At 76.2% G+C, this 24,080-nt stretch carries 20 protein-coding genes; 13 read left to right on the forward strand and 7 right to left on the reverse strand.

Annotation, left to right across the window (positions count from 1 at the left end):
* Positions 1 to 373: 373 nt before the first annotated feature.
* On the reverse strand, positions 374 to 1,330 hold the full coding sequence (locus J5O08_RS17190) for an AEC family transporter (RefSeq protein WP_218708104.1): 957 nt from the start codon (positions 1,328 to 1,330) through the stop codon (positions 374 to 376).
* On the reverse strand, positions 1,330 to 3,504 hold the full coding sequence (gene recQ / locus J5O08_RS17195) for a DNA helicase RecQ (protein ID WP_308281690.1): 2,175 nt from the start codon (positions 3,502 to 3,504) through the stop codon (positions 1,330 to 1,332). The genes J5O08_RS17190 and recQ overlap by 1 nt, the downstream gene beginning before the upstream one ends.
* Positions 3,505 to 4,207: 703 nt before the next feature.
* Between recQ and mgtE the strand changes: the two genes are divergently transcribed.
* The 4 genes from mgtE (at position 4,208) to J5O08_RS17215 (ending at position 8,606) form a co-directional block, all read left to right on the forward strand.
* Complete coding sequence (mgtE, locus tag J5O08_RS17200; protein WP_218708108.1) at positions 4,208 to 5,611, forward strand: magnesium transporter; 1,404 nt, start codon at positions 4,208 to 4,210, stop codon at positions 5,609 to 5,611.
* Between the two features lie 84 nt (positions 5,612 to 5,695).
* Positions 5,696 to 6,502 carry an IclR family transcriptional regulator gene (locus J5O08_RS21745; RefSeq protein ID WP_218708110.1) on the forward strand — a complete coding sequence of 269 codons (807 nt, stop codon included), beginning with the start codon at positions 5,696 to 5,698 and terminating at the stop codon, positions 6,500 to 6,502.
* A 312-nt stretch (positions 6,503 to 6,814) separates the two neighbouring features.
* Positions 6,815 to 7,453, forward strand: a complete 639-nt coding sequence (eda, locus tag J5O08_RS17210; RefSeq protein ID WP_218708112.1) for a bifunctional 4-hydroxy-2-oxoglutarate aldolase/2-dehydro-3-deoxy-phosphogluconate aldolase — start codon at positions 6,815 to 6,817, stop codon at positions 7,451 to 7,453.
* 52 nt (positions 7,454 to 7,505) lie between these two features.
* Positions 7,506 to 8,606 (forward strand): sugar kinase, encoded by a 1,101-nt coding sequence (locus J5O08_RS17215; protein ID WP_218708114.1) that lies wholly within the window; start codon positions 7,506 to 7,508, stop codon positions 8,604 to 8,606.
* A 121-nt stretch (positions 8,607 to 8,727) separates the two neighbouring features.
* Here J5O08_RS17215 and glpK read toward each other — a convergent pair whose 3' ends face one another.
* The 3 genes from glpK to J5O08_RS17230 all read right to left on the reverse strand — a co-directional run bounded on the left by glpK (position 8,728) and on the right by J5O08_RS17230 (position 13,092).
* Positions 8,728 to 10,248: a glycerol kinase GlpK gene (glpK, locus tag J5O08_RS17220; RefSeq protein ID WP_218708116.1), complete on the reverse strand. Its 1,521-nt coding sequence runs from the start codon at positions 10,246 to 10,248 to the stop codon at positions 8,728 to 8,730.
* A gap of 178 nt (positions 10,249 to 10,426) precedes the next feature.
* Positions 10,427 to 11,146 carry an MIP/aquaporin family protein gene (locus J5O08_RS17225; RefSeq protein WP_374225991.1) on the reverse strand — a complete coding sequence of 240 codons (720 nt, stop codon included), beginning with the start codon at positions 11,144 to 11,146 and terminating at the stop codon, positions 10,427 to 10,429.
* Between the two features lie 128 nt (positions 11,147 to 11,274).
* On the reverse strand, positions 11,275 to 13,092 hold the full coding sequence (locus J5O08_RS17230; RefSeq protein ID WP_217614425.1) for a glycerol-3-phosphate dehydrogenase/oxidase: 1,818 nt from the start codon (positions 13,090 to 13,092) through the stop codon (positions 11,275 to 11,277).
* Positions 13,093 to 13,282: 190 nt separating this feature from the next.
* On the opposite strand from J5O08_RS17230, the gene J5O08_RS17235 reads away from it, so the two are divergent.
* From J5O08_RS17235 to J5O08_RS17245, 3 genes are read left to right on the forward strand one after another with little or no spacing between them, the layout of a single operon-like run.
* Complete coding sequence (locus J5O08_RS17235; protein ID WP_218708117.1) at positions 13,283 to 14,311, forward strand: sugar-binding transcriptional regulator; 1,029 nt, start codon at positions 13,283 to 13,285, stop codon at positions 14,309 to 14,311.
* A gap of 25 nt (positions 14,312 to 14,336) precedes the next feature.
* Entirely contained in the window at positions 14,337 to 15,053 is a 717-nt protein-coding gene (locus J5O08_RS17240) for a TetR/AcrR family transcriptional regulator (RefSeq protein WP_218708119.1), read from the forward strand.
* A gap of 55 nt (positions 15,054 to 15,108) precedes the next feature.
* A complete protein-coding gene (locus J5O08_RS17245; RefSeq protein ID WP_218708121.1) occupies positions 15,109 to 15,657 on the forward strand; it encodes an amino-acid N-acetyltransferase in 549 nt (182 codons plus the stop codon).
* Here the strand turns inward: J5O08_RS17245 and J5O08_RS17250 are convergent.
* Entirely contained in the window at positions 15,654 to 16,601 is a 948-nt protein-coding gene (locus J5O08_RS17250) for an A/G-specific adenine glycosylase (RefSeq protein ID WP_218708123.1), read from the reverse strand. The two genes, J5O08_RS17245 and J5O08_RS17250, sit on opposite strands and share 4 nt — an antisense overlap.
* Positions 16,602 to 16,875: 274 nt before the next feature.
* On the opposite strand from J5O08_RS17250, the gene J5O08_RS17255 reads away from it, so the two are divergent.
* Complete coding sequence (locus J5O08_RS17255; RefSeq protein ID WP_218708125.1) at positions 16,876 to 17,466, forward strand: hypothetical protein; 591 nt, start codon at positions 16,876 to 16,878, stop codon at positions 17,464 to 17,466.
* A gap of 52 nt (positions 17,467 to 17,518) precedes the next feature.
* Here the strand turns inward: J5O08_RS17255 and disA are convergent, their stop codons facing one another.
* The gene (disA, locus tag J5O08_RS17260) at positions 17,519 to 18,595 is read right to left on the reverse strand and encodes a DNA integrity scanning diadenylate cyclase DisA (RefSeq protein WP_166941069.1); all 1,077 of its coding nucleotides are present in this window, start codon (positions 18,593 to 18,595) and stop codon (positions 17,519 to 17,521) included.
* A 118-nt stretch (positions 18,596 to 18,713) separates the two neighbouring features.
* Between disA and radA the strand changes: the two genes are divergently transcribed.
* The 5 genes from radA to J5O08_RS17285 form a co-directional block, all read left to right on the forward strand.
* Complete coding sequence (gene radA / locus J5O08_RS17265; protein WP_308281691.1) at positions 18,714 to 20,129, forward strand: DNA repair protein RadA; 1,416 nt, start codon at positions 18,714 to 18,716, stop codon at positions 20,127 to 20,129.
* 127 nt (positions 20,130 to 20,256) lie between these two features.
* Positions 20,257 to 20,916 (forward strand): TetR family transcriptional regulator, encoded by a 660-nt coding sequence (locus J5O08_RS17270; RefSeq protein WP_308281692.1) that lies wholly within the window; start codon positions 20,257 to 20,259, stop codon positions 20,914 to 20,916.
* Entirely contained in the window at positions 20,913 to 21,839 is a 927-nt protein-coding gene (locus J5O08_RS17275) for an ABC transporter ATP-binding protein (RefSeq protein WP_218708127.1), read from the forward strand. The genes J5O08_RS17270 and J5O08_RS17275 overlap by 4 nt, the downstream gene beginning before the upstream one ends.
* A complete protein-coding gene (locus tag J5O08_RS17280) occupies positions 21,836 to 23,485 on the forward strand; it encodes an ABC transporter permease (RefSeq protein WP_255590125.1) in 1,650 nt (549 codons plus the stop codon). The genes J5O08_RS17275 and J5O08_RS17280 overlap by 4 nt, the downstream gene beginning before the upstream one ends.
* Positions 23,486 to 23,608: 123 nt before the next feature.
* On the forward strand, positions 23,609 to 24,080 hold a 472-nt coding region (locus J5O08_RS17285; protein ID WP_374225990.1), incomplete at its 3' end, for a hypothetical protein.

Consider the following 24,080-nt stretch of genomic DNA (forward strand, 5'->3'; position numbering starts at 1 on the left):
CTCTCACGCCGTGCGCCCGCGCTCTCTCGCTCCCGCACCGAGATCGGCCCGTGCCGCCGAGATAGGACCGTCCACGGCCCTATCTCGGCGGCACGGTCCTACCTGGAAGCAGTGCTCGCGCCGAGGTCGGTGGTTCGGGTCGAGATCGGTGGTTGCAGCCACCGATCTCGCGCGGAACCACCGACCTCGCGCGGAACCACCGATCTCGCGCGGAACCACCGATCTCGCGCGGAACCACCGATCTCGCGCGGAACCACCGATCTCGCGCGGACCCGCGTGGTGCCCCGCACCCGCGTCGCCCGCCGGGCTCGGCGCGGCTCGAGGGCCGCGCCGGATCGAGGGCCTCAGCGAGCCGCAGGCGCCGGCCGCGCGGTCAGCCCAGGACCGCCGCGATCACCAGGAGCGACGGCACCGCCAGGACTGTCGTCACCAGGCCCGCGTCTCGGGCGAGCGCGGTGCCCTGCCGGTACTGGATCGCGTACACCAGCACGTTCTGCGCCGTCGGGAGCGCCGACACCACCGCCACCGCCAGCAGCGCGTCGCCGCGCAGGCCCAGCAGCGTCCCCAGCCCGATCGCGAGCGCCGGGTGCACGACGGCCCGCAGCACCGCCACCAGCGCGACGTCGCCCCGGGGCGCCTGCTCGCCGCCCACCCGCGGGACCGCGAGCGACATCCCGAACGTCAGCAGCGCGAGCGGCGGGGCCGCCGCGCCCAGCAGCTCGAGCGGCTGGAACACCGCGGACGGCAGCGAGAACGGCAGCGCGGCCAGGGCGATGCCCGTGAGCGTGCCGATGATCACCGGGTTCCGCAGCGTGCGGCGGAGCACGGAGCGCAGCGTCCCCAGGGCGCCGGCGGGCGCGGCCCCGGCGACCACCCCGTCCCGGGCCCGGCGCCGGGCGTCGAGCACCACCATCGCGATCGGCCCGAGCACGAGCTGCTGGTAGAGCGTCGGCGGGACGACCGACACGACGCTGCCGAGCAGGTACGCGGTCAGCGGGATGCCGATGTTCCCGGCGTTGACGTAGGAGGACGCGAGCACGCCGACGACCACGTCCCCGGACGACCGCCGCCGGACCAGGCCGAGCACCGCCGCCGCGACCAGCGCCACGACCGTGGTCGTCGCGAAGGTGACCAGCGCCGACCGGGACAGCAGCAGCCCCAGGTCCGCCCGGCCGATCGTCTCGATCAGCAGCGCGGGCGTGGCGACCGTGAACGCGGTGGCGGCGAGCACCCGCTGGGCGTTCTCGCCGAGCACGCCGGTGCGGCCCACGAACCAGCCCGCTGCGACGACGACCGCGATCGTGCCCAGCGCCGAGAGGACGGCCAGCATCAGGGGTCGGCGCCTCCGCCCGGCCCGCCCGTGGCCTGGTCGTCGTCGTCCGCGAACAGCCCGACGGACGCCGCGTCGCGCGCGACCTCCTCCGCCGTCGGGGGCTCCCGGCCCTCCAGCGTCGCGATGACGCCGGGTCCGTACCGGTCGAGCTTGGCCGCGCCGACGCCACCGATCCGGGACAGCGCGTCCAGGTCGGCGGGGCGGGCGGTCGCGATCTCGCGCAGGGTCGCGTCGTGGAACACGACGTACGCGGGCACGCCCTGCTCCTTCGCCGCCGCGGCCCGCCAGGTGCGCAGCCGCTGGAACACCGCCGCCGCGTCGTCGCCGAGCTCGGCGGCCGCCTGCGCCGCCGCGGCCGCGCGCCCGCTCGACCCCGCGCCGGAGCCCGACCGGGACCGCGACCGCGCCGTGCGTGTCTCCTCCCGGAGCGGCACCGGGCGGTCGCCGCGCAGCACCTCGGCGCTCGCCGGGGTCAGCCGGAGCGTCCCGTACCCGTCCGCGTCGACCGCGAGCAGCCCCTGCGCGAGCAGCTGCCGCACGACGCCGCGCCACTGCGCGTCGGACAGGTCGGCGCCGACGCCGAACGTCGACAGCTCGGTGTGGCCCAGCTGCTCGATCCGCGAGGTGCGCTTGCCGAGCAGGATGTCGACGAGGTGCCCGGCGCCGTAGTGCTGGTTCCGCTCGCGCTCCAGCCGGACGACGGTCGACAGCAGCTTCTGCGCGGGGACGGTGCCGTCCCAGGTGGTCGGGGGCGACAGGCAGGTGTCGCAGTTGCCGCACGGCTCCGCGTCCTGGCCGAAGTAGGCGAGGAGCTGGACCCGGCGGCAGGTGACCGTCTCGCACAGCGCGAGCATCGCGTCCAGGTGCGCAGACAGCCGCCGGCGGTGCTGGGCGTCGCCCTCGGAGGTGTCGATCATCCGCCGCTGCTGCACGACGTCCTGCAGCCCGTAGGCGAGCCACGCGGTCGACGGCAGCCCGTCGCGACCGGCGCGGCCCGTCTCCTGGTAGTACCCCTCGACGGACTTGGGCAGGTCGAGGTGCGCGACGAACCGCACGTCCGGCTTGTCGATGCCCATGCCGAACGCGATGGTCGCGACCATGACGAGGCCGTCCTCGCGCAGGAACCGGGACTGGTTCCGGGCGCGCACCTGGCGGTCGAGGCCCGCGTGGTACGGCAGCGCGGGCACGCCCTGGGACGACAGGAACTCGGCGGTCTGCTCGACGGAGTTCCGGGACAGGCAGTAGACGATCCCGGAGTCGCCGGCGTGCTCGGACCGGACGAGGTCGAGCAGCTGCTGGCGCGGGCTCGCCTTGGGCGCGATGCGGTACTGGATGTTCGGGCGGTCGAACGACGCGACGAACTGCCGGGCGTCGGTCAGCTCCAGCCGCTCGGCGATCTCGGTGCGGGTCGCGGCCGTGGCGGTCGCGGTCAGGGCGATGCGGGGGACGCCGGGCCAGCGCTCGTGCAGCACCGACAGGCCCAGGTAGTCGGGCCGGAAGTCGTGGCCCCACTGGGACACGCAGTGCGCCTCGTCGATCGCGAACAGGCTGATCGCCGCCCGGTCGAGCAGCGCCATGGTCTCGGGAACCCGGAGCCGCTCGGGCGCCAGGTAGAGCAGGTCGAGCTCGCCGTCCAGCAGGGCGCGCTCCACGTCCCGGCGCTGGCCCAGGTCTTGCGTCGAGTTGAGGAAGCCGGCGCGCACGCCGAGCGCGGACAGCGCGTCGACCTGGTCCTGCATGAGCGCGATCAGCGGGGACACCACCACGCCGGTCCCGGCCCGGACGAGGGCCGGCACCTGGTAGCAGAGCGACTTGCCGCCGCCGGTCGGCATGAGCACGAGGGCGTCGCCGCCCCCGACCACGGTGTCGATGATGTCCGCCTGTTCACCGCGGAACGCGTCGTAGCCCCACACCTCCTGCAGCACCTCGAGCGGCGCGCGGCCGGTGGTGGCGTCGTGCGCGGGGTGCGCGACCGGGCGGGCCGCGGCGGGGTCGCCGTGCGCGGCGGCCGAGCGGTCGTCGGGACGCGGCGCGGTGCGTCCGGAGCGGGCGGGTCCCCCGGCGGGCCCGGACCCGCGCGCGACGTACCCGGGGTCGTACGGCGGCTCCTCGGCCGGGTCGTACGGCGGCTCGTCCGGCAGCGGCCACTCGTCGTCCCATGCCTGCGTCACGCCGTCCACCCTAGCGGCGGGCACCGACCCTCCCGGCCGGTCGTCCACAGGCCCGGGGAGCACGCCGCGACCACCTCCCGGCCGTCCTCGCGGCCCACCGGGCGACCTCGGTCACACGGGGTTGGCACCGCACCGGGCCGGGTCTAGGGTGCGTCCGGGGCCGGCCGGCCCGACCCGCACGACGGCGAGGAGGTGGACGCGATGGACGACACCGCGAGTAGTCGGCATCCGTCGACGCCCGTCGTGCTGCGCGCGCAGGCCTGAGCCGCCCCCCGGGGTCGGCCGGAGTCCGCGTACGGAGGCGCGGCCCGGCGTCGGCGGAGCACCCGCGCCGCCCACCGCGGCGCCCCCGCGCCGCCGACCGCGGCGCCCCGAACCCGTCACCGCCCCGCGCCGTGACGTCCCCGCCCACCCGACGTCCGACCGCCCGGCCGCTCCCCGCGCCGGACCGGCCCCGCGTCGGCAGGCACCCGCCGACCGCGCCCGCTGCGGCCGCGACCGACCGTGCCGTGCCGCCCCCGGCGCGCGCCGCCTCACCCCCCGAGGCGTCCCGCGCCGCCGACGGTGCCGCACCCCGGCCCCGCGACCGCCCGGTCCGCCCGGTCCGTGCGCCGCCCGGCGTGCGTCCCGGTCGGGCGTGCGCGACCGCGCCCGGGTGCTACCGGGAATGTCCCGCCGCGGCCTCCCCACGAAGGAGCGCGCCATGACCCGCCGTACCCCCGTCCTGCCCCTCCGCCCGGCCGTCCAGCAGACGCCGCTCGACCTGCACGACGTCGTCGCCGTCGGCACCCGCCGCGCCGTCGAGGTCTGGCTGGAGCAGACCCCCGACCCCCGGCGCCGCGCCGACCAGCTCGCCGACCTGTCCGACGCGCAGGTCCGCGCGCTCGTCGGCCTGCTCGACCCCGCGACCGCCGACGACCTGCTCGGCACCCTCGACCCGCACGCCGCGGCCGAGGTGCTGCACGTGGTCCCGGCCCAGGTGGCCGCCGGGCTGGTCGACAGCCTCGACCCGGACGAGGCCGCCGAGCTGCTCCGCGCCCTGCCCGACGGCGAGCGCGCCGCGGTGCTCGGCGCGATGCGCGTCGTGCGGTCCGCCGTCGTGCGCGGTCTGCTGGCCTGGCCCGACGACTCGGCCGCCGCCCGGATGAACCCCGAGGTCGCGACGGTCCGCCCGACGATGACCGTCCGCGAGGCCGTCGACGCGCTGCGCGCCCAGCCCGAGGCCACCGCCGACAGCGCCGAGGTCTGGGTGACCAGCGACCCCGCGGCCGTGGGCGGCCCCGCGCTGCTCGGCGTGGTGTCGTTCCGGGACCTGGTGCTGGCCGCGCCGGACCTGCTGATCGCCGACCTCATGCGCGAGGACGTCGTGACCGTGGAGCCGACCGCCGACCAGGAGCGCGCCGCACGGCTGCTCCAGGACCACCACCTCGCGGTGCTCCCGGTGGTCGCCGACGGCCAGCTGCTCGGCGTGCTCACCGGCGACGACGTCGCGGACATCGTCGAGGAGGAGGCCACCGAGGACGCCGTGCGCCAGGGCGGCGCCGCGCCGATGGACGTGCCGTACCTGCGGGCGTCGCCGCTGCTGCTGTGGCGCAAGCGGATCGTCTGGCTGCTGGTGCTGTTCGTGACCGCGACGATCACCAGCAGCGTCCTGCAGCACTACGAGGACGAGCTCGAGACCGTCATCGCGCTGACGCTGTTCGTGCCGCTGCTGATCGGTGCCGGCGGCAACGCGGGCACGCAGATCACCGCCACCGTCATCCGGGCGATGGCCACGGGCAGCGTCCGGCTGCGGGACGCGGGCCGGGTGGTCCGCAAGGAGGTCACGACCGGGCTCCTCGTGTGCGTCACGATCGCGGCGGTCGGGTGGCTGCGCGCCTGGACGATGGGGGTCGGGGGCGAGGTCGCGCTGACCGTCGCCGTCTCCGCGGGGGCGATCATCCTGTGGGCCTCGATGATCGCGTCGCTGCTGCCCCTGCTGCTGCGCAAGGTCGGGCTGGACCCGGCCGTCGGCTCGGGGCCGCTCATCACGACGCTCGTCGACGGCACCGGGCTGGTCATCTACTTCACGGTGGCGCGGTGGTTCATCACGGCGCTCGGGGGGTGACGCGGCCCGGGGCCCGCGAGCCGGCACGGCCCGGGCCCGGCCGGCCGGCGCGGGTCCGCCCGCGCCGCCCGTAGGGTGGGCGCCGTGGCGGAGGAGACGAGCGGCGCGGGCGCGCAGGGCACCGCGGCAGCCGCCGCGTCGCCGGTCGAGAGCGTCGACCGCGCCCTCCGGACGATCGAGGCCGTCGCCGCCGCGGGCCCGGCCGGTGCGAGCCTCGCGGACCTGTCCGCGGCCCTGGGCGTGCACAAGACGACCGTGCACCGCTCGCTCGCCGCGCTCCGGCACCGCGACTACGTCGCGCAGGACCCGGGAACCGGGCGGTACGGCCTCGGGCCGGCCGCGCTCGGGCTCGCCGACCGGTACTTCGCGGAGGACGACCTGCCGGCCCGGCTGCACGGGGCCCTGGTCGCGCTCTGCGCCGCCACGGACGAGCTCGTGCACCTCGGCGTCCTGAGCGGGGCCCAGGTGGTGTACCTCGACAAGGTCGAGCCCGAGCGGCCCGTGCGGGTGTGGTCCGCCGTCGGCCGGCGGAACTGGGCGGCGACGACCGCGCTCGGCCGGGCGATGCTGGCGTTCGGCGACACCCCGGCGGCGGCGCTCGACGGGTACGTCGGGGCCGTGCAGCCCGCGGGCCGGGTCGACGTCGAGCACGTCGCCGAGGAGCTGGCGGCCGCCCGTCGCCGCGGCTACGCCGTCGAGGTCGAGGAGAACGAGCCCGGCATCGCCTGCCTGGGCGTGCCGCTGCTGCGCGGGTCCCGGCCGGTCGCGGCGCTCAGCGTCACGGCCCCGGCGGACCGGATGACCGCCGAGCGCCGGGCCGAGGTGCACGCGCGCGTCCGCGCGGTGGTGCCGCCGCTGCTCCCGCCGGGCCTGGCGCTGCCCCCGGCCTGAGCGCCGACCGCCGGCGGTCGCTGCCGGCCGCTCGCGGCGGTGGGTTCGGTGGGTCCAGCCGAGTTCGGTGCCCGGGGCCACCGAACCGGGCGGGAACCGCCGAACTCGGCAGAGCGACCGAGCGCGGCAGAGCGACCGAACTCGGCAGAGCCACCGAGCGCGGCAGAGCCACCGAGCTCGGCGGGCGCCGCCCTCGCGCGCCTGCCCCCGCGCCATCCGGCGTTGCCGCCGTGCGCCGGCGTGTGCCACGATCGGTGCGCACAGCGCAGCGCGCGTTGCGCGCAGCGGAACGCAAGGACGAAGGAGTTCGACATGGCGGACGTGCTCGACCGGCTCGCGGCGCACCGGCTGGTGCCCGTGGTGGTCCTCGACGAGGCCCGCGACGCCGGCCCGCTCGCGGACGCCCTCGTCGCCGGCGGCCTCCCGGTCGCCGAGGTCACGTTCCGCACCGCCGCCGCGGCGGACGCCATCCGCGCCATCGCCGACCGGGGCGGGGACGTGCTGGTCGGCGCGGGCACGGTCGTGACGCCCGCGCAGGTCGACGACGCCGTGGCCGCGGGGGCGCAGTACCTCGTCTCGCCGGGCACGTCCCGCGCGGTCGTCGAGCGCGCGCAGGAGCACGGCGTCCCGGTGCTGCCCGGCGCGGTGACCGCCACGGAGGTGCAGGCCGCGCTCGAGCTCGGCCTCGACACCGTCAAGTTCTTCCCGGCCGGCACCTCCGGCGGCAGCGCGGCGATCGCGGCGCTGGCCGCCCCGTTCGGCGGCGTGCGGTTCGTCCCGACCGGCGGCGTCGGCCCCGGCAACCTCGACCAGTACCTGGCGCTGCCGTGCGTCGCCGCGGTCGGTGGCTCCTGGATGGTGCCGCGCGACCGGGTGCGCGCCGGCGACCTCGCCGGGGTGCGGACGCTCGTCGCCGACGCCGTCGCGCTCGCCACCCGCCTGCGCCCCTGACCGCCCGCCCCGCCCGCCCGCCCCCGCCCGCTCGCCCCGAAGGAGCGCACCCATGCCCCTGCAGATCCGCCCCGCCGCCGAGTGCCGCTACGACGCCGTCTCCCTCGGCGAGGTGATGCTCCGCCTCGACCCGGGCGAGGGCCGCATCCGCACGGCCCGGCAGTTCCGCGCCTGGGAGGGCGGCGGCGAGTACAACGTCGCCCGCGGCCTGCGCCGGGCGTTCGGCCTGCGCACCGCGGTCGTGACGGCGCTCGCGGACAACGAGGTCGGCCGCCTGGTGGAGGACCTGATCCTGCAGGGCGGGGTCGACACGTCGTTCCTGCGCTGGCTGCCGTACGACGGCATCGGCCGCGACGTCCGCAACGGCCTGAACTTCACCGAGCGCGGGTTCGGGGTGCGCGGCGCCGTGGGCGTCAGCGACCGCGGGCACACGGCCGCGTCGCAGCTCGCGCCGGACGACGTCGACTGGGACCACCTGTTCGGGCACCTCGGGGTCCGGTGGCTGCACACCGGCGGCATCTACGCCGCGCTGTCCGAGACCGCCGCCGAGACCGTGGTCGCCGCCGTCACCGCCGCGCAGCGGTACGGGACCGTCGTGTCCTACGACCTCAACTACCGCCCCAGCCTGTGGCGCGCGACGGGCGGGACGGCCCGGGCGCAGGAGGTCAACCGGGAGATCGCCCGGCACGTCGACGTGATGATCGGGAACGAGGAGGACTTCACGGCGGCGCTCGGCTTCGAGGTCGAGGGCGTCGACGAGCAGATCTCCGAGATCGAGGTCGACTCGTTCGCCGCGATGATCGACCGGGTCGCGGCGGAGTTCGACAACTTCCGGGTCATCGCCACCACGCTCCGCACGGTCCGCAGCGCCACGGTCAACGACTGGGGCGCCATCGCCTGGTCGCGGGACGAGGGTCTGGTCCGGGCCACGCACCGCCCGGGCCTGGAGATCCTCGACCGGGTGGGCGGCGGGGACTCGTTCGCGTCGGGGCTCGCCGCGGGGCTGCTCGACGGGCAGCCGCTCGCCACCGCCGTCGAGTGGGGCGCCGCGCACGGCGCGCTCGCGATGACCACTCCGGGCGACACGACGATGGCCTCGAAGGCTGAGGTGCTCAAGCTCGCCGGCGGCGGCTCGGCCCGCGTCGACCGCTGACCCGCCGGCGGCAGCCCGGCACGGGAACGGCCCCGTCCCCCTCGCGACGAGGGGGACGGGGCCGTTCGGGTCGTACGGTCCCGCGGCTGCCGGTGCCGGCAGCCGCGGGGGAGGCGCGGCGTCAGCGCACGTCGTCGTCGACCCAGTCGAGGGTCTTCTGCACGGCCTTCTTCCACAGCCGGTACTGCCGGTCGCGCTCGTCGGACGCCAGGTCCGGCGTCCAGCGCGCGCCCTCGGCCCAGTTGTCGCGGACGTCCTGCTCGCCGTTCCAGAACCCGACGGCGATGCCCGCGGCGTACGCGGCGCCGAGCGCGGTGGTCTCGGCGACCTTCGGCCGGATGACCGGCACGTCGAGGATGTCGGCCTGGAACTGCATGAGCAGGTTGTTGGCGGTCATGCCGCCGTCCACCTTGAGCTCGGTCAGGTCGACGCCGGAGTCCGCGTTCATCGCGTCGAGCACCTCGCGGGTCTGGAAGGCGGTGGCCTCCAGCGCCGCGCGGGCGATGTGGTTGCGGTTGACGTACCGGGTGAGGCCGACGAGGGCGCCGCGGGCGTCCGAGCGCCAGTACGGCGCGAACAGGCCGGAGAACGCCGGCACGAAGTACGCGCCGCCGTTGTCCTCGACCTTGGACGCCAGGTACTCGATGTCCGGGGCGTCGGTGAACATGCCCAGGTTGTCGCGCAGCCACTGCACCAGGGAGCCGGTGACCGCGATCGAGCCCTCGAGCGCGTAGACCTGCGGGGCGTCGCCGATCTTGTAGGCGACGGTGGTGAGCAGGCCGTTCTTCGACTGGACGGGCTCGGTGCCGGTGTTCAGCAGCATGAAGTTGCCGGTGCCGTAGGTGTTCTTGGCCGTGCCGACCTCGAAGCACGCCTGGCCGAAGGTCGCCGCCTGCTGGTCGCCGAGGATGCCGGCGATCGGCACGCCCGGGACGAAGCCGCCCTTGCGGCCGTGGCCGTAGACCTCGGAGGAGGACCGGATCTCCGGGAGCATGGAGAGCGGCACGCCCATCTCCGCCGCGATCTCCTCGTTCCAGGTGAGCGAGTCGACGTTCATCAGCATCGTGCGGGACGCGTTGGTGACGTCCGTGACGTGCACGCCGCCGTCGACGCCGCCGGTCATGTTCCACAGCACCCAGGAGTCGGTGTTGCCGAACGCGAGCTCGCCGCGCTCCGCCTTCTCGCGGGCGCCCTCGACGTTGTCGAGGATCCAGCGGATCTTCGGGCCGGAGAAGTAGGTCGCCAGCGGCAGGCCGACGCGCTCCTTGTAGCGCTCGGCGCCGCCGCCCAGGGCCGCGAGGTCGTCGCAGATCTTCTGGGTGCGGGTGTCCTGCCAGACGATCGCGTTGTAGACGGGCTGCCCGGTGGTCCGGTCCCAGACCACCGCGGTCTCGCGCTGGTTGGTGATGCCGACGGCGACGATGTCGGAGTAGGTCTTGTTCGCCCGGGAGAGGGCGACGCTGACGACCTCGCGGGTGTTGGTCCAGATCTCGTTCGGGTCGTGCTCGACCCAGCCGGCCTTGGGGAAGATCTGCTGGTGCTCGGTCTGGCCGACGGACACGATCTGGCCGCCGTGGTCGAAGATGATCGCCCGCGTCGAGGTGGTGCCCTGGTCGATCGCCATCACGTACTGCTCGGACATGGTGCTTCCTTCGCGTCGGTCTGACCCCGCCCGGGGGCGGGTGGCGGCACCGCGGGGGCGGCGCTGCCGGGGAACGGTGCGGCCTCCGGGCCGCGACGAGCGGGCCGCGACGAGGGGCGTCGCGGCGGAGGGGACGCCCGCCCGCGCGGCGGGCGGGCGTCCGCTCAGGGCAGGACGGTCAGGCGACCCAGCCGATGGTCATGGCGAGGAGGCCGCCGAGGATGCCGCCGACCGCGGGGCCGAGCACCGGCACCCAGGCGTACGACCAGTCGGACGAGCCCTTGCCGCGGATCGGGAGCAGGGCGTGCGCGATGCGCGGGCCGAGGTCACGGGCCGGGTTGATGGCGTACCCCGTGGGGCCACCGAGGCTGGCGCCGATCGCGACCACGACGAGCGCGACGCCGAGCGGGCCGATCTGGGCGGGCGTGTTGCCGCTGATGACCACCCAGAACACCAGGACGAACGTGGCGACGACCTCGGTGAGGAAGTTCCAGCCGTAGGAGCGCAGCTCCGGGCCGGTCGAGAACACCGCGAGCTTGATGCCGGGGTCGGCGTCCTGGTCGAAGTGCTTCTTGTAGGTGAGGTAGGCCAGGGCCGCGCCGACCGCGGCGCCGGCGAACTGCGCCGCGATGTACAGGAAGCCGTTGGCGGCGTTCACCTCGATGCCCGGGGCGAACTCCTCCTTGCCGGCCGCCCAGATGCCCAGCGTCACCGCGGGGTTGAGGTGCGCGCCGGACTTGAAGGCCACGTAGACGGCGGTGAACACGCCGAGGCCCCACCCGAAGTTGATCAGCAGCCAGCCGCCGCCGAAACCCTTCGTCTTCGGGAGGATCACGTTGGCGACGACACCCGCACCCAGGAGGAGCAGGATGGCGGTGCCGAGGAACTCGGAGAGCATCGCTTCTCCGATCGAGATGGACTCCACGGTCGACCTCTTTCTTGACGGACGTCGTTGTCTCGCAGGGTCCCGCCCGGTCGAGGACCGACCGGGCGGGGCGCGGCCGGGGGACCGCTAGGTGGTACTGATCATGTCCCTGCCGGACCGGCAGTGGCAGGGGTGTGGGGCGACGAACCCGGCTTGGTGCCGGGCCGGACCGGGTCGGCGTCGAGCGGCAGCAGCGGCGCGAGGTCCTCCGCGGCGTCGCGCGCGGCCTGCGCCGCGGCGTCGTCGGTCTTCTCCGCGGCGGCCTGCTCGGCGGCGGCGCGCTGCCGGTAGGCGTCGATCTCCCGGGCCCGGGTGGCGTCGTCCCAGCCGAGCCGCGGCGCGATGATGTCCGCGATCGCGTCCAGCGCGCTGACGCCCTTGTCCGCCACCTCGTAGTTGAGGCGCGTGCGGTGCATGAGCACGTCGTCGAGGTGCAGGGCGCCCTCGTGCGTGACGGCGTAGGCGATCTCGGCGCCGATGTACGCGGCCGCGCCGGGGACGGGCTGCCCGAGCGACGGGTCCTCGTCCACCATCTCGAGCAGCTCGCCGAGCAGGGAGCCGTAGCGGTGCAGGAGGTGGTCCATGCGCCCGCGGTCCCAGCCGTACCGGCTGCCGATGTCGCGGGCCTGGCGCTGCAGGACCTCGAGCCCCTCGGCGCCGACCAGCGGGATCTTGTGCGTGATGGACGGCAGCGTGGTGGCGCGGGAGCCGATCGCGAAGTCGACGGCGTCCTTGGCCATCACGCGGTAGGTGGTGAGCTTGCCGCCCGCGATGACCGTCAGGCCGGGGGTCGGCGAGGCCACGGTGTGCTCGCGGGACACCTTGGCGGACGAGGTGCCCTCCTTGGTGCCCGGCTGCAGCAGCGGACGCAGGCCGGCCCAGGTGCCGATGACGTCCTCGCGCGTGATCGGCCGGGACAGCACCGCGTTCGCGTGGTCGATGACGTAGTCGATGTCCTCGCTGGTGGCGACCGGGTGCACGAGGTCCTGCTCGTAGGGGGTGTCGGTGGTGCCGATCACCCAGTAGCGGGACCAGGGGATCACGAACAGCACCGACTTCTCGGTCTGCAGGATGAGGCCGACGTTGCCGGCGATGCGGTCGCGCGGCACGACGATGTGGATGCCCTTGGAGGCGAGCACGCGCAGGCCGCCCTCGGTGCCCGCGAGCGACTCGGTCTGCTCGGTCCACACGCCCGTGGCGTTGATGACGTGCCGCGCGCGGACGGTCAGGCGCTCGCCGGTCTCGAGGTCGACGAGCTCGGCGCCGGTGACCGCGCCGCCCGACGTGGTGGTGAGGCCGACGACCTGGGTGCGGGACGCGGCGTGCGCGCCGTAGGACGCGGCGGTGCGGATCAGGGTCGAGACCAGGCGGGCGTCGTCGACGTTCGCGTCCCAGTACTGGATCGCGCCGACCGCAGCGTCGTGGCGGAGGTCCGGGAACTTGCGCTCGAGGCCCTTGCGGGTGACGTGCTGGTGCAGCGGCATCGCGCGCTTGCGGCCGTTGACGCTGGCCAACGTGTCGTAGAGGGCGATGCCGGCACCGACGTACGCGCGCTCCCAGACGCGGTTCTCCAGCGGGTAGAGGAACGGCACGGGCTTGACCAGGTGCGGGGCGAGGTCGCTGATGAGCAGGTCGCGCTCGGTGAGGGCCTCGCGCACGAGGTGGAAGTCGAGCATCTGCAGGTAGCGCAGGCCGCCGTGCACGAGCTTGCTGGACCGGCTGGAGGTGCCGGACGCCCAGTCCTGGGCGTCGATGACGGCGGTCGACAGGCCGCGGGTGACCGCGTCCAGCGCGATGCCGGCGCCGGTGACGCCGCCGCCGATGACGAGGACGTCGAGCTCCGGCCCGCCCTCCGTGGTCGCTCGCAGGGCCGCCAGCGCGTCGTCACGCAGGCGAGGGGTCAGTGCTGCGGTCCTCATGTCAGCTCCATCGCGGTCTTGCCTCCCGGCCGTCGGTGCCCTGGCCGCGGGCGCTCGTGGCCCCGCAGACTGGGACCTCGGTCCTGTCTGTTCGCTATCGTCGTCACGTCGCGAACAGACGCGCAACCGCAGTGCACGAATGTGCAGGGACCGAGGTCCCAGCACGCGCCGGACGAGGAGGTCGCGGACGATGACCGACCGGGAGCAGGACGTGCTGCGCGCCGCGTCCATGTACTACCTGCAGGACGTCAAGATGGACGTCATCGCGCGGCACCTGCACACTTCGCGGTCGACCGTCTCCCGGCTCCTGAAGCGGGCGCGGGAGACGGGCCTCGTCGAGATCACCCTCCGCCCGTCCAGCACCCGGGCGCCCAGCCTCGGCCGGTCCATCTCCGCCGCCTTCGGCATCGACACCTACGTCGTGCCCGTCCCCGACTCCGGGGAGCCCGCCGACACCCTCGACCAGGTGGCCCGCGCGACCGCGCGCCTGCTGGCCTCGTGGTTCGACTCCGACATGATCCTCGGCGTCGCCTGGGGGACCACGCTGGCGGCCGTGTCCCGGCGGCTGCCGCCCAAGGCGACGCACGGCAGCGTCGTGGTCCAGCTGAACGGCGCGGCCAACACCCGGACCTCCGGCATCGAGTACGCCAGCGACCTGATCGCCTCGTTCGGCAGCGCGTTCGGCGCCACCGTGCACCACTTCCCGGTGCCCGCGTTCTTCGACTACCCGGAGACCAAGCAGGCCATGTGGCGCGAGCGGTCCGTGCGCCGCGTGCTGGACGAGCAGGCCCGGGCCGACATCGCGCTGTTCTCGGTCGGCTCGGTGACCGGGTCCGTGCCGAGCCACGTGTACTCCGCCGGCTACCTGGACGACGACGACGTCGAGCTGCTGCACGAGCAGTCGGTCGTCGGCGACGTGTGCACGGTCTTCCTGCGGGCGGACGGGTCGTGGCAGGACGTGCCGCTGAACGCCCGGGCGACGGGACCGTCGCCCGAGCAGCTCCGGCGCATCCCGCGGCGGCTCTGCGCGGTGGCGGGGGACAACAAGGCGGTGCCGCTGCTCGCCGCGCTGCGGGCGGGCACGATGACCGACCTGGTGGTCGACGAGCGGACGGCGGCCCGGCTGCTGGAGCTCGCGCGGGCCGGTTCGGGCATGCGGGCACGCGGGGGCGCCGGGGGCGCGGCCGGCGGGGCGGTCGCGCGCGCAACATCCCGGTGACGCGCGGCTGCTACCGTCCGCGCGCATGACGGCCCCCACCCCCGACGCGGCGCGTCCCGCCGCCCGGCCCGGGCGTCCGCGCGCCGCGGACTCCCGCGACACCCGGGGCGAGGTGCTCGCCGCGGCGGCGGCCCTGTTCAGCAGCGTCGGGTACACGGCCACCTCGACCTACGCGATCGCCGAGCGCGCCGGGGTGAAGCAGGCGTCGATCTACCACCACTTCCGCGGCAAGGACGTCCTGCTGCGGACGCTCCTGCTCGACACCGTGCGCCCGTCCCTGGACCTGGCCGACGAGCTGCTGGACGCCCCGGGCGACCCGGCGGCCCGGCTCTGGGCCCTGTGCGACGCCGACGCCCGCTGGCTCGCCCACGGGCCGGTGAACATCGGCGGGCTCATGCAGCTGCCCGAGGTGGAGGGCGAGGCGTTCGCGGAGTTCCACGAGGAGCGGTCACGGCTGCGCGCGCGGTACGACGCGCTGGTCGCCGCGGTCCTCGGCCGGCCCGAGTCCGCCCGCCCCGCGGAGGCGACGCTGGTGTTCGGGCTGGTCGAGACCGTGATCACGGCCCGGCGTTCCGGCGGTCAGGCCGGGGCCCGGGACGTGGCGCCCCTCGTCGGCGACGCCGCGCTGCGGGTGCTCGGGCTCGACGACGCGGCGCTGCGCCGCGCACGCGCCGGCGCGGCGGAGCTGGCGCCGGGTGCGCCGGAGCCCCCGGCCGACGCGCGGGCCGCCGCGGCGGGCTGACCACCGGCGTGGACCCGGCGGGCGTCGGCGCCGGTGCGCGTCGTAGGTTGAGGGCGTGACCGACCCCGCCGCGCCGTCGACCCCCGCCACCCCGCCCGACCAGCCCGGCTACCGGGTCCGACCCGCCCGCCCGGCCGACGTCCGCGGCATCCGCGACCTGGTCCAGCCGTACGCGGACGAGCGGATCCTGCTCGCCAAGGAGCTGGTCGGCTACTACGAGGCGATCCAGGAGTTCCAGGTCGCCGAGGCGCCGGACGGCACGCTCATCGGCTGCGGCGCGCTGCACGTAATGTGGCAGGACCTCGCGGAGATCCGGACGCTCGCCGTCGCGCGCGCGTGGCGCGGGCGGGGCGTGGGCCACGCGCTGCTCGAGGGACTGACCGAGCGCGGCCGGGAGCTCGGCCTGAGCCGGCTGTTCTGCCTCACCTTCGAGGTGGACTTCTTCGCCGCGCACGGCTGGGGCACGATCGCCGGCCCCGCGGTGCCGCCCGAGGTGTACGCCGAGCTGCTGCGGTCCCACGACGACGGGGTCGCGGAGTTCCTCGACCTGGCCCGCGTGAAGCCGAACACCCTGGGCAACACCCGGATGATCGTCGACCTCTAGGACCCCGCGGGCAGGCGGTAGCGCGGGCGCTCCGGGTCCTCGCCCGGGACCCGCTCGACCAGGCCGTCGACCAGGAGCCCCGCGAGGCAGCGGTCCCGCTGGACGTCGTCGGGCCAGACCGCCGCGACCGCCTCGGCCGGCGCCGGCTCCAGAGCCTCGCGCAGCAGCGCCATGATCCGGCCGCGCACCTGCCGGTCGGTGCCGGCCCACTTCTGCGTGCGGCGCCGCAGGGCGTGCGCGTCGTCGGGCTTGCCGGCGAGCCGCCACGCGCACCGGTCGGCCACGGGGCACGCCCCGCACCGCGGCGCCCGGGCGGTGCACACCAGCGAGCCGAGCTCCATCGACGCGGCCGCCCAGCGCGCGGCGCCGTCGTCGTCGGCGGGGACGAACGCCTCCGCCAGCCGGCGCTCCCCGACGGTCAGCGCCGGGGCCGGCAGCGCGGCGCCCCCGGCCACCCGCGCGAGCACCCGGCGCACGTTGGTGTCGAGCACGACGGACCGCAGCCCGAACGCGAACGCCCGCACCGCGGCAGCCGTGTAGGACCCGATCCCGGGCAGCGCGAGCAGGGCGTCCTCGTCGGACGGCACCACGCCGCCGTGCCGCTCGACGACCGCCCGGGCGCAGTCCTGGAGACGCAGCGCGCGCCGGGGGTAGCCGAGCCGGTCCCAGGCACGCAGCACGTCGGCGGGGCTCGCGGCGGCGAGGTCGGCGGGCGTGGGCCAGCGGGTGGTCCACGCGCGCCAGGCGGGCTCGACGCGGACGACCGGCGTCTGCTGCAGCATCACCTCGCTCACCAGCACGCCCCACGGGGTCCGGTCGGGGTGGCGCCAGGGGAGGTCGCGGGCGTGCGCGCCGAACCAGTCGACGACGTCGGCCCGCACCCCGGCGGCGATCGCGGGGTCCACGAGCGGCGCGTCGGCGGAGGGCGGGGGCACGGCGCACATCCTCACCCGCCGCGGCCGCGGGCGCCGAATCGCCTGGCCTCCGCTTCCCGGTCCCGCCTACGCGGATCTGCGTGGGCCGCGCCGGAAACCGTAGGCCGCCCGCCCGCCCGCCCGCCCGACCGCCCGCGCCCGCCTGCCTGCCCGTGCCGGCCGGCCCTCCCGCCCGCTTGCCCGTGCGCCCCGGGCCCCCTGCCCGCGTGTCCCTCCCGAGGTGACCGGGGGTGGGGGCTCGCCGCGTTAGCGTGGGCGGCAGATCGAGCGGAGGGACCGGGACATGGGCGTGCTGCGGCCGGAGGGCTCGCTGCCCGCGCGCGTGTACTGGGTCCGGCGGGCCGTGGTCGTGCTGGTGCTCGTGCTGGTCGTGGTGCTCGCGGTGTTCGGCGTGCGGGCGCTGCTCGGCGGTGGCGGGGACGACGCGGCCGCGCCCACCGGCGGCGCGACGACGCCGGCACCCACCGAGGAGGAGACGACCGACGGCACCCCCGCGTGCGAGCCGGGCGCGATCGGCCTCGAGATGTCCGCCGACGCGACGACCTACCCGGAAGGCCAGCTGCCGACCTTCACGATCCGCATCACCAACACCGGCGGCACGCCCTGCCTGCTCGACGCCGGCGACGCGCAGCGCCAGGTGCTCATCACCTCGGGCAGCGACCGCATCTGGGCCAGCACCGACTGCGCCACCGGCGAGACCCTGCAGCTGCTGCTCGCGCCCGACCAGGCCGACGAGCGCCAGGTGCAGTGGGACCGCGCCCGCTCGGTCGAGGGCTGCGCGCCGGACCAGCCGCAGGCGCAGCCGGGGACCTACCAGGCCGTGCTCGCGCTCGGCGGGGTCAGCACCCAGCCGGTGGTGTTCGGGCTGGAGTGACCCCCGGGGCGACCCGCCGGTCCGACGTGGCGCCGGTCAGACGTGGTGCCGGTCAGACGTAGCGCTCGAGGATGCTCGACTCCGCGAGCCGGGACAGGCCCTCTCGCACCGCGCGGGCGCGCTGCTCGCCGACGCCGTCCACCGCCATGAGGTCGTCGATGTTCGCGGCCAGCAGCTTCTGCAGGCCGCTGAAGTGCCCGACGAGCCGGTCGACGATCGCCGCGGGCAGGCGCGGGACCTTGGAGAGCAGCCGGTAGCCGCGCGGGCCGGTGGCGGCGTCCAGCATCTCGACGCCCGACGGCAGGCCGAGCTCGCGCGCGATGAGCGCGAGGTCGAGCAGCTCGGTCGAGTCGAGCGCGGACAGCGACGCGGCGATGGCGTCGCCGTCGCGGCGGGACGCGTCGAGGTAGTCGCGGATCACCAGCTCGCTGTCCGAGCCGATGCCGCCGGTGAGCTCGTCGAGCTGCAGCGACAGCAGGCGGCCGTCCGTGCCGAGCTCGACGACGTAGCCGGCGATCTCCTCCGAGATGCGGCGCACCATCTCCTGGCGCTGCACGACCACGCACACGTCGCGGACGGTGACCAGGTCCTCGATCTCGAGCGCCGAGAGCGTGCCGCTGACCTCGTCGAGCCGGGCCTTGTACCGCTCCAGCGTCGCGAGCGCCTGGTTGGCCCGGGACAGGATGGCGTCGGCGTTCTCCAGCACGTGCCGCTGCTCGCCGACGTACAGCGCGATGATCCGCATCGACGCGGATACCGAGATGACCGGCAGGCCGGTCTGCTTGGCGACGCGCTCGGCCGTGCGGTGCCGGGTGCCGGACTCCGACGTCGAGATGGTCGGGTCCGGGAGCAGCTGCACCGCGGCGCGCAGGATCCGGCGCGAGGCCGGGTCCATGACGATCGCGCCGTCCATCTTGGCGAGCTCGCGGAGCCGGGTGGCGGAGAACTCGACGTCGAGCTCGAACCCGCCGGAGCAGATGCTCTCGACCGTCGCGTCGTGCCCGAGCACGATGAGCGCGCCGGTGCGGCCGCGCAGGATGCGCTCCAGGCCGTCGCGCAGCTCGGTGCCGGGGGCGACCGCGGCGAGCGTGTGCCGCAGCAGGTCGTCGGGCGGCGTGGTGGTGGGCACGGCGCGATCCTACGGGCCGCCGGGGACACCCCGCGTGCGGTGCGCGCGGCGTGGACGTCGCGATTCGGTCACGGTGCGGTGCCGGAGGCTGTCGGTGCCTCCCGTTAGCGTGACGGCCGTGTCGACCACCACCTCCTCCCGGACCGCCCGGCCCGCCTTCCGCTGCACCGAGTGCGGCTGGACGACGTCCAAGTGGGTGGGCCGGTGCGGCGAGTGCCAGACCTGGGGCTCGGTGTCGGAGGACACGGGCCCGGGCGGGGCGGCGCCGCGGACGGCGGTCATGGTGCCGCTGCGCGGGGCGGCCCGGCCGATCGCGGAGATCGACGTCGAGGCGGCCCGGGCGCTGCCCACCGGCGTGGGGGAGCTCGACCGGGTGCTGGGCGGCGGCCTGGTGCCGGGGGCGGTCGTGCTGCTCGCGGGGGAGCCGGGGGTCGGCAAGTCGACCCTGCTGCTCGACGTCGCCAGCCGCGCCGCGACCGGCGGGCGCACCGTGCTCTACGTGACCGGGGAGGAGTCCGCGGGCCAGGTGCGGCTGCGCGCCGAGCGGATCGGGGCGCTCGCGGACACGCTGCTGCTGACGGCCGAGACCGACCTCGGCACGATCCTCGGGCACCTCGCGCAGACCGAGCCGGACCTGCTCGTGCTCGACTCGGTGCAGACGGTCGCGTCGTCGGCCGTCGAGGGCTCGCCGGGTGGCGTGGCGCAGGTGCGCGAGGTCGCCGCCGCCCTGATCTCCGCCGCCAAGGAGCGGTCGCTGCCGGTGCTGCTGGTCGGGCACGTCACCAAGGACGGCTCGGTCGCGGGACCCCGCACGCTGGAGCACCTGGTCGACGTGGTGTGCCAGTTCGAGGGCGACCGGCACTCCCGGCTGCGGCTGCTGCGCGCGACCAAGAACCGGTTCGGCCCGACCGACGAGGTCGGTTGCTTCGACCTCACCGAGACGGGCATCGTCGGGCTCGCCGACCCGTCCGGGCTGTTCGTCTCGCACGAGCGGCACCACGTCCCGGGCACCTGCGTGACCGTGACGCTCGAGGGCCGGCGCCCGCTGGCCACCGAGGTGCAGGCGCTCGTCGCGCCGTCGATGCTGAGCAACCCCCGCCGGACGACGAGCGGGGTCGACGGCAGCCGGCTCGCGATGGTGCTCGCGGTGCTGCAGCGGCGCGCGGGCCTCAAGGTCGGGGACCAGGACGTGTACGTGTCGACCGTCGGCGGCGCGCGCGTCGTCGAGCCGGCGGCCGACCTCGCGCTCGCGCTCGCGACCGTCAGCAGCCGGGAGAACGTGGCGCTGCCGCCGCGGCTGGTCGCGATCGGCGAGGTCGGGCTCGCGGGGGAGATCCGCCCGGTGACCGGCACCGCGCGCCGGCTCGCGGAGGCGGCGCGGCTCGGGTTCACGCACGCGGTCGTGCCGGCCGGGTCGCTGGAGAAGGGCCAGGCGCCGGAGGGGATGCGGGTCGCGCAGGCGGCCGACCTCGGCGAGGCGGTGCGGCTCACGCGCGCCGACACCGCGCGGGTGCAGCCGCGCGCCGAGGGCTGACACGCCGGGGACGCGTCCTCGGGGAGCAGTGCGCGACGGTGCGCCCGGGTTCGCGCGCCGACCGCCGGGGAGTCGGCCCGCGTGACCCCCTTGCCGTGGTGCTGAACGCGCGTTTAGTCTGCTGAACGTGCGTTCAGCGACGACCGACGACGACCTGACCGCCCGCGCCCGGATCCGGGACGCGGCGCTGCTGCGGTTCGCCCACGACGGCTTCGGCGCCGGCCTGCGCGCCGTCGCCGCCGACGCGGGCGTGAGCCCGGCGCTGGTCATCCACCACTTCGGGTCCAAGGACGGCCTCCGGGCCGCCTGCGACGCGTACGTCCTGGACCGCATCCGGTCGCAGAAGGAGGCGTCGCTCACCACCGAGACGCCCCGCGAGTCGATGGCGCACCTGGCCGACCTCACGCAGTACGGGCCGGTGTTCGGCTACGTCGTCCGCAGCCTCGCGGCCGGCGGTGCGCTCGCGTCCCGGTTCGTCGAGGACATGGTCGCCGCGACGGCGGACTACCTGGCGCTCGGGGTCGCGGCGGGCACTGTGAGCCCGTCGGTCGACCCCGCGGGCCGGGCGCGGTACCTGGTCGCCCAGAGCGTCGGCCTGCTGCAGCTCGCGCTCATCGACGCCGAGGCGGGCCGCGCGCCGTCGCCGACCCTCGAGCCCGTCGCCGCGTTCACCGCGCTGTCCCGCTGGGCGGTCGTCCCGGCGATGGAGATGCTGACCGAGCCGCTGCTCACCGACCACGACCTGCTGGCGGCGGCCCTCGACGAGCTCGCCCGGGAGGAACCATGACCAGCCACCCGACCACCAGCGCGGCCGTCGAGGTCCGCGGCCTCGTCAAGGCGTTCGGCCGCCGACGGGCGCTCGACAGTCTCGACCTGACCGTGCGCCAGGGGGAGGTGCACGGCTTCCTCGGCCCGAACGGCGCCGGGAAGTCGACGACCATCCGGGTGCTGCTCGGCATGCTGCGCGCCGACGCGGGGGAGGCCCGGGTGCTCGGCGCCGACCCGTGGCGGGACGCCGTCGCCCTGCACCACCACCTGGCGTACGTGCCGGGGGAGGTCGACCTGTGGCCCAACCTGACCGGTGGCGAGGCGATCGACCTGCTCGGCCGGCTGCGGGGCGGTCTCGACCCGCGGCGCCGCGCGGACCTCGTCGGGCGGTTCGAGCTCGACCCCACCGTGCGGGTGCGTGCGTACTCCAAGGGCAACCGGCAGAAGGTCGCGCTGGTCGCCGCGCTCGCCGCCGACGTGCCGCTGCTCGTCCTCGACGAGCCGACGAGCGGGTTGGACCCGCTGATGGAGGCGGAGTTCCAGCGGTGCATCCGCGAGGCCGCCGGGGAGGGGCGCACGGTGCTGCTGTCCAGCCACATCCTCGCGGAGGTCGAGGCGCTCTGCGAGCGGGTCACGATCATCCGCGCCGGCCGCGCGGTGCGGTCGGGCACGCTCGACGAGCTCCGCGGGCTGACCCGGACCGCGGTCGTCGTCTCGCCGCGGGACCCCGACGCCGCGCTCGCCGCCCTGCAGGGCGCGCCGGGCGTGCACGACCCCGCGCGCGTCGACGGGCACCTCCGGCTCGACGTCGACGCCGAGGCGCTGGACGGCGTGCTGGGGCTGCTGCCGCGGTTCGGGGTCCGGGGCGTCACCGCCCACCCGCCGACGCTCGAGGACCTGTTCCTCCGGGAGTACGGCGAGACCGTCGGGAGCCCGCGGTGACCGCCGTGGCCACGCCCGCCGCCCGGCCCGCGGCACCGGCGTCCCGGGGCGCGACGGACCGCTGGGCCGGCACCGGCGCGCTGGTCCGGGTGGCGCTGCGGGTCGAGCGGGTGCGGCTGCCCGTGTGGCTGGTCGCCGTCGCCGGGCTGACCGCCGTCTCCGCGTCCTCGGAGGCGGACCTGTTCCCGACGCCCGAGTCCCGCGCTGCGCGCGCGGAGCTCATGCGGTCGCCCGCGGCGACCGCGCTGGGCGGTCCGGGGTACGGGCTCGACGACTACACGATCGGTGCGATGGTCGCGAACGAGCTCGGCGCCTGGGTCGCGCTCGCGCTCGCGATCATGTCGGTGCTGCTCGTGGTGCGGCACCTGCGCGGGGCGGAGGAGTCGGGACTGCTGGAGGTGGTCCGCTCGACGCCGGTGGGGCGGGACGCGCCGGTGCTCGCGGCGGTCGTCGTCGTGACGCTCGCGGACCTCGCGATCGGGCTCGCGCTCGCCGCCGCGCTGGTCGGCACGGGCCTGCCGGCCGCCGGGGCGCTGGCCTTCGGGCTCGGCTGCGGGCTGGTCGGGCTCACGTTCGGCGCGACCGCCGCGGTGGCCGCCCAGCTCGTCACGCACGCCCGGACGGCCTCGATGCTGGGGACGGCCGCGATCGGCGCGGGGTTCGTGCTGCGCGCCGCCGGGGACGTCCGCGCCCCGGAGAGCGGCAGCGTGCTGAGCTGGCTCTCCCCGTTCGGCTGGTCGCAGGCCACCCGCGCCTGGGTCGACGAGCGCTGGTGGCCGCTCGCGCTGTCGGTGCTCGCCTCCGTCGCCGCGTTCGGGGTCGCCGCGCTGCTGGCGGAGCGGCGCGACCTCGGCGACGGCCTGCTGCCCGAGCGCCCCGGCCGCGCGCACGCCTCGCCGCGGCTGACGGGGATCGCGGCCGTCACGCTGCGCCGGCTCGCCGGGGCGCTCACGGGCTGGGCCGTCGGGGTGGCCACGATCTGCGGGCTCGTCGGGGTGCTGGCCCGCGAGGTCGTGCAGTTCATCGAGGACGAGCCCGCCCTCGGGGCGTTCTTCGGCGAGGGGTCGGCCGCGGCGGCGGACGCGGCGCTGGCCCGGTACCTGCTCGTGGCCGTGGCGCTGGCCGCGGCGGCGGGCGTTCAGGGGATCGGGGCGGTGCGCGCGGAGGAGGCGGCTGGGCGCGCCGCGCACGTGCTCGCGGGACCGGTGGGCCGGGCGCGGTGGCTCGGCGCGCAGCTCGCGGTCGTGCTCGGCGCGGTGACGGCCATGGTGCTGCTCGGCGGGCTGGTCATGGGCCTGACGGCGGCGAGCACCCTCGACGACCCCGCGCTGGTGCCCCGGCTGCTCGGCTCGGCGCTCGCGCAGGTGCCCGCGCTGCTGGCGGTGACCGGCGCGGCGGTGCTCGTCCTGGGGGTCGCGCCCCGCGCGTTCGGGCTGGCGTGGGCGTACCTCGGCTACGTCGCGCTGACCGCGATGCTCGGCGGGGTGCTCCCCGACGGCAGCGACGTCGCGTCCCCGCTCCGGTACACGCCGGGGATGCCCGCCGAGCCGATGGACTGGCCCGTGGTGCTCGTCCTCGCGGCGGTCGCGGTGGCGCTGGTCGGCGGGGGCGTGCTCGCGTTCCGGCGGCGGGACCTGCTCGCCTGACGGCGCGCGCCCGCCCGTGCCGGTCCGCCGGGAGCCGTCGCTCGGCCGCTAGGCTGCCGCGGGACCTCCGGGCCGGCGGCTTGACGCGGCCGCGCCCGACCGGAAGGCGGCAGGAGTTCGTGCATGAGTGACACCGACGGGCGCTTCGCGCGCCGGGAGACCGGCACGCCGGCGCCGGGCGTCGGGCGGTTCGGCGACGACCGGCCGCGGTGGCCGAGCGTACGGGGCGACGCGGAGGCCGGGGCGGGTGCGTCGGCGGGTGCGACGACGCCCGCGGGTGCGACGACCCCGTCGGCTCCGGTGGCGCCCGCTGCCCCCGCCGCTCCTGCCGCCGCGTGGACCCCCGCGGGCACGCCCGGCGACCCGGTTCCCGGCGACCCGGTTCCCGGCGACGTCCCGCCGCCCACCCGGCGCAGCCGGCGGTTCGCCGCCGCGGACGACGCCGTCCCGTCGGAGCCGGTCGACCCCGCCGAGCGCACCGCGGCCCTCGCCCGCGCGGACGCCGCGCTCCAGGCCGGCGAGGCCCAGGCGCGCACGGCGGCCCTCGCGCGGGCGGACGCGGCGCTGCACGCCGCCGGCGCGACGGACCCGACCG

Source organism: Cellulomonas sp. PS-H5, assembly GCF_019265565.1.
In the GTDB taxonomy this organism is placed as follows: Bacteria; Actinomycetota; Actinomycetes; order Actinomycetales; family Cellulomonadaceae; genus Cellulomonas.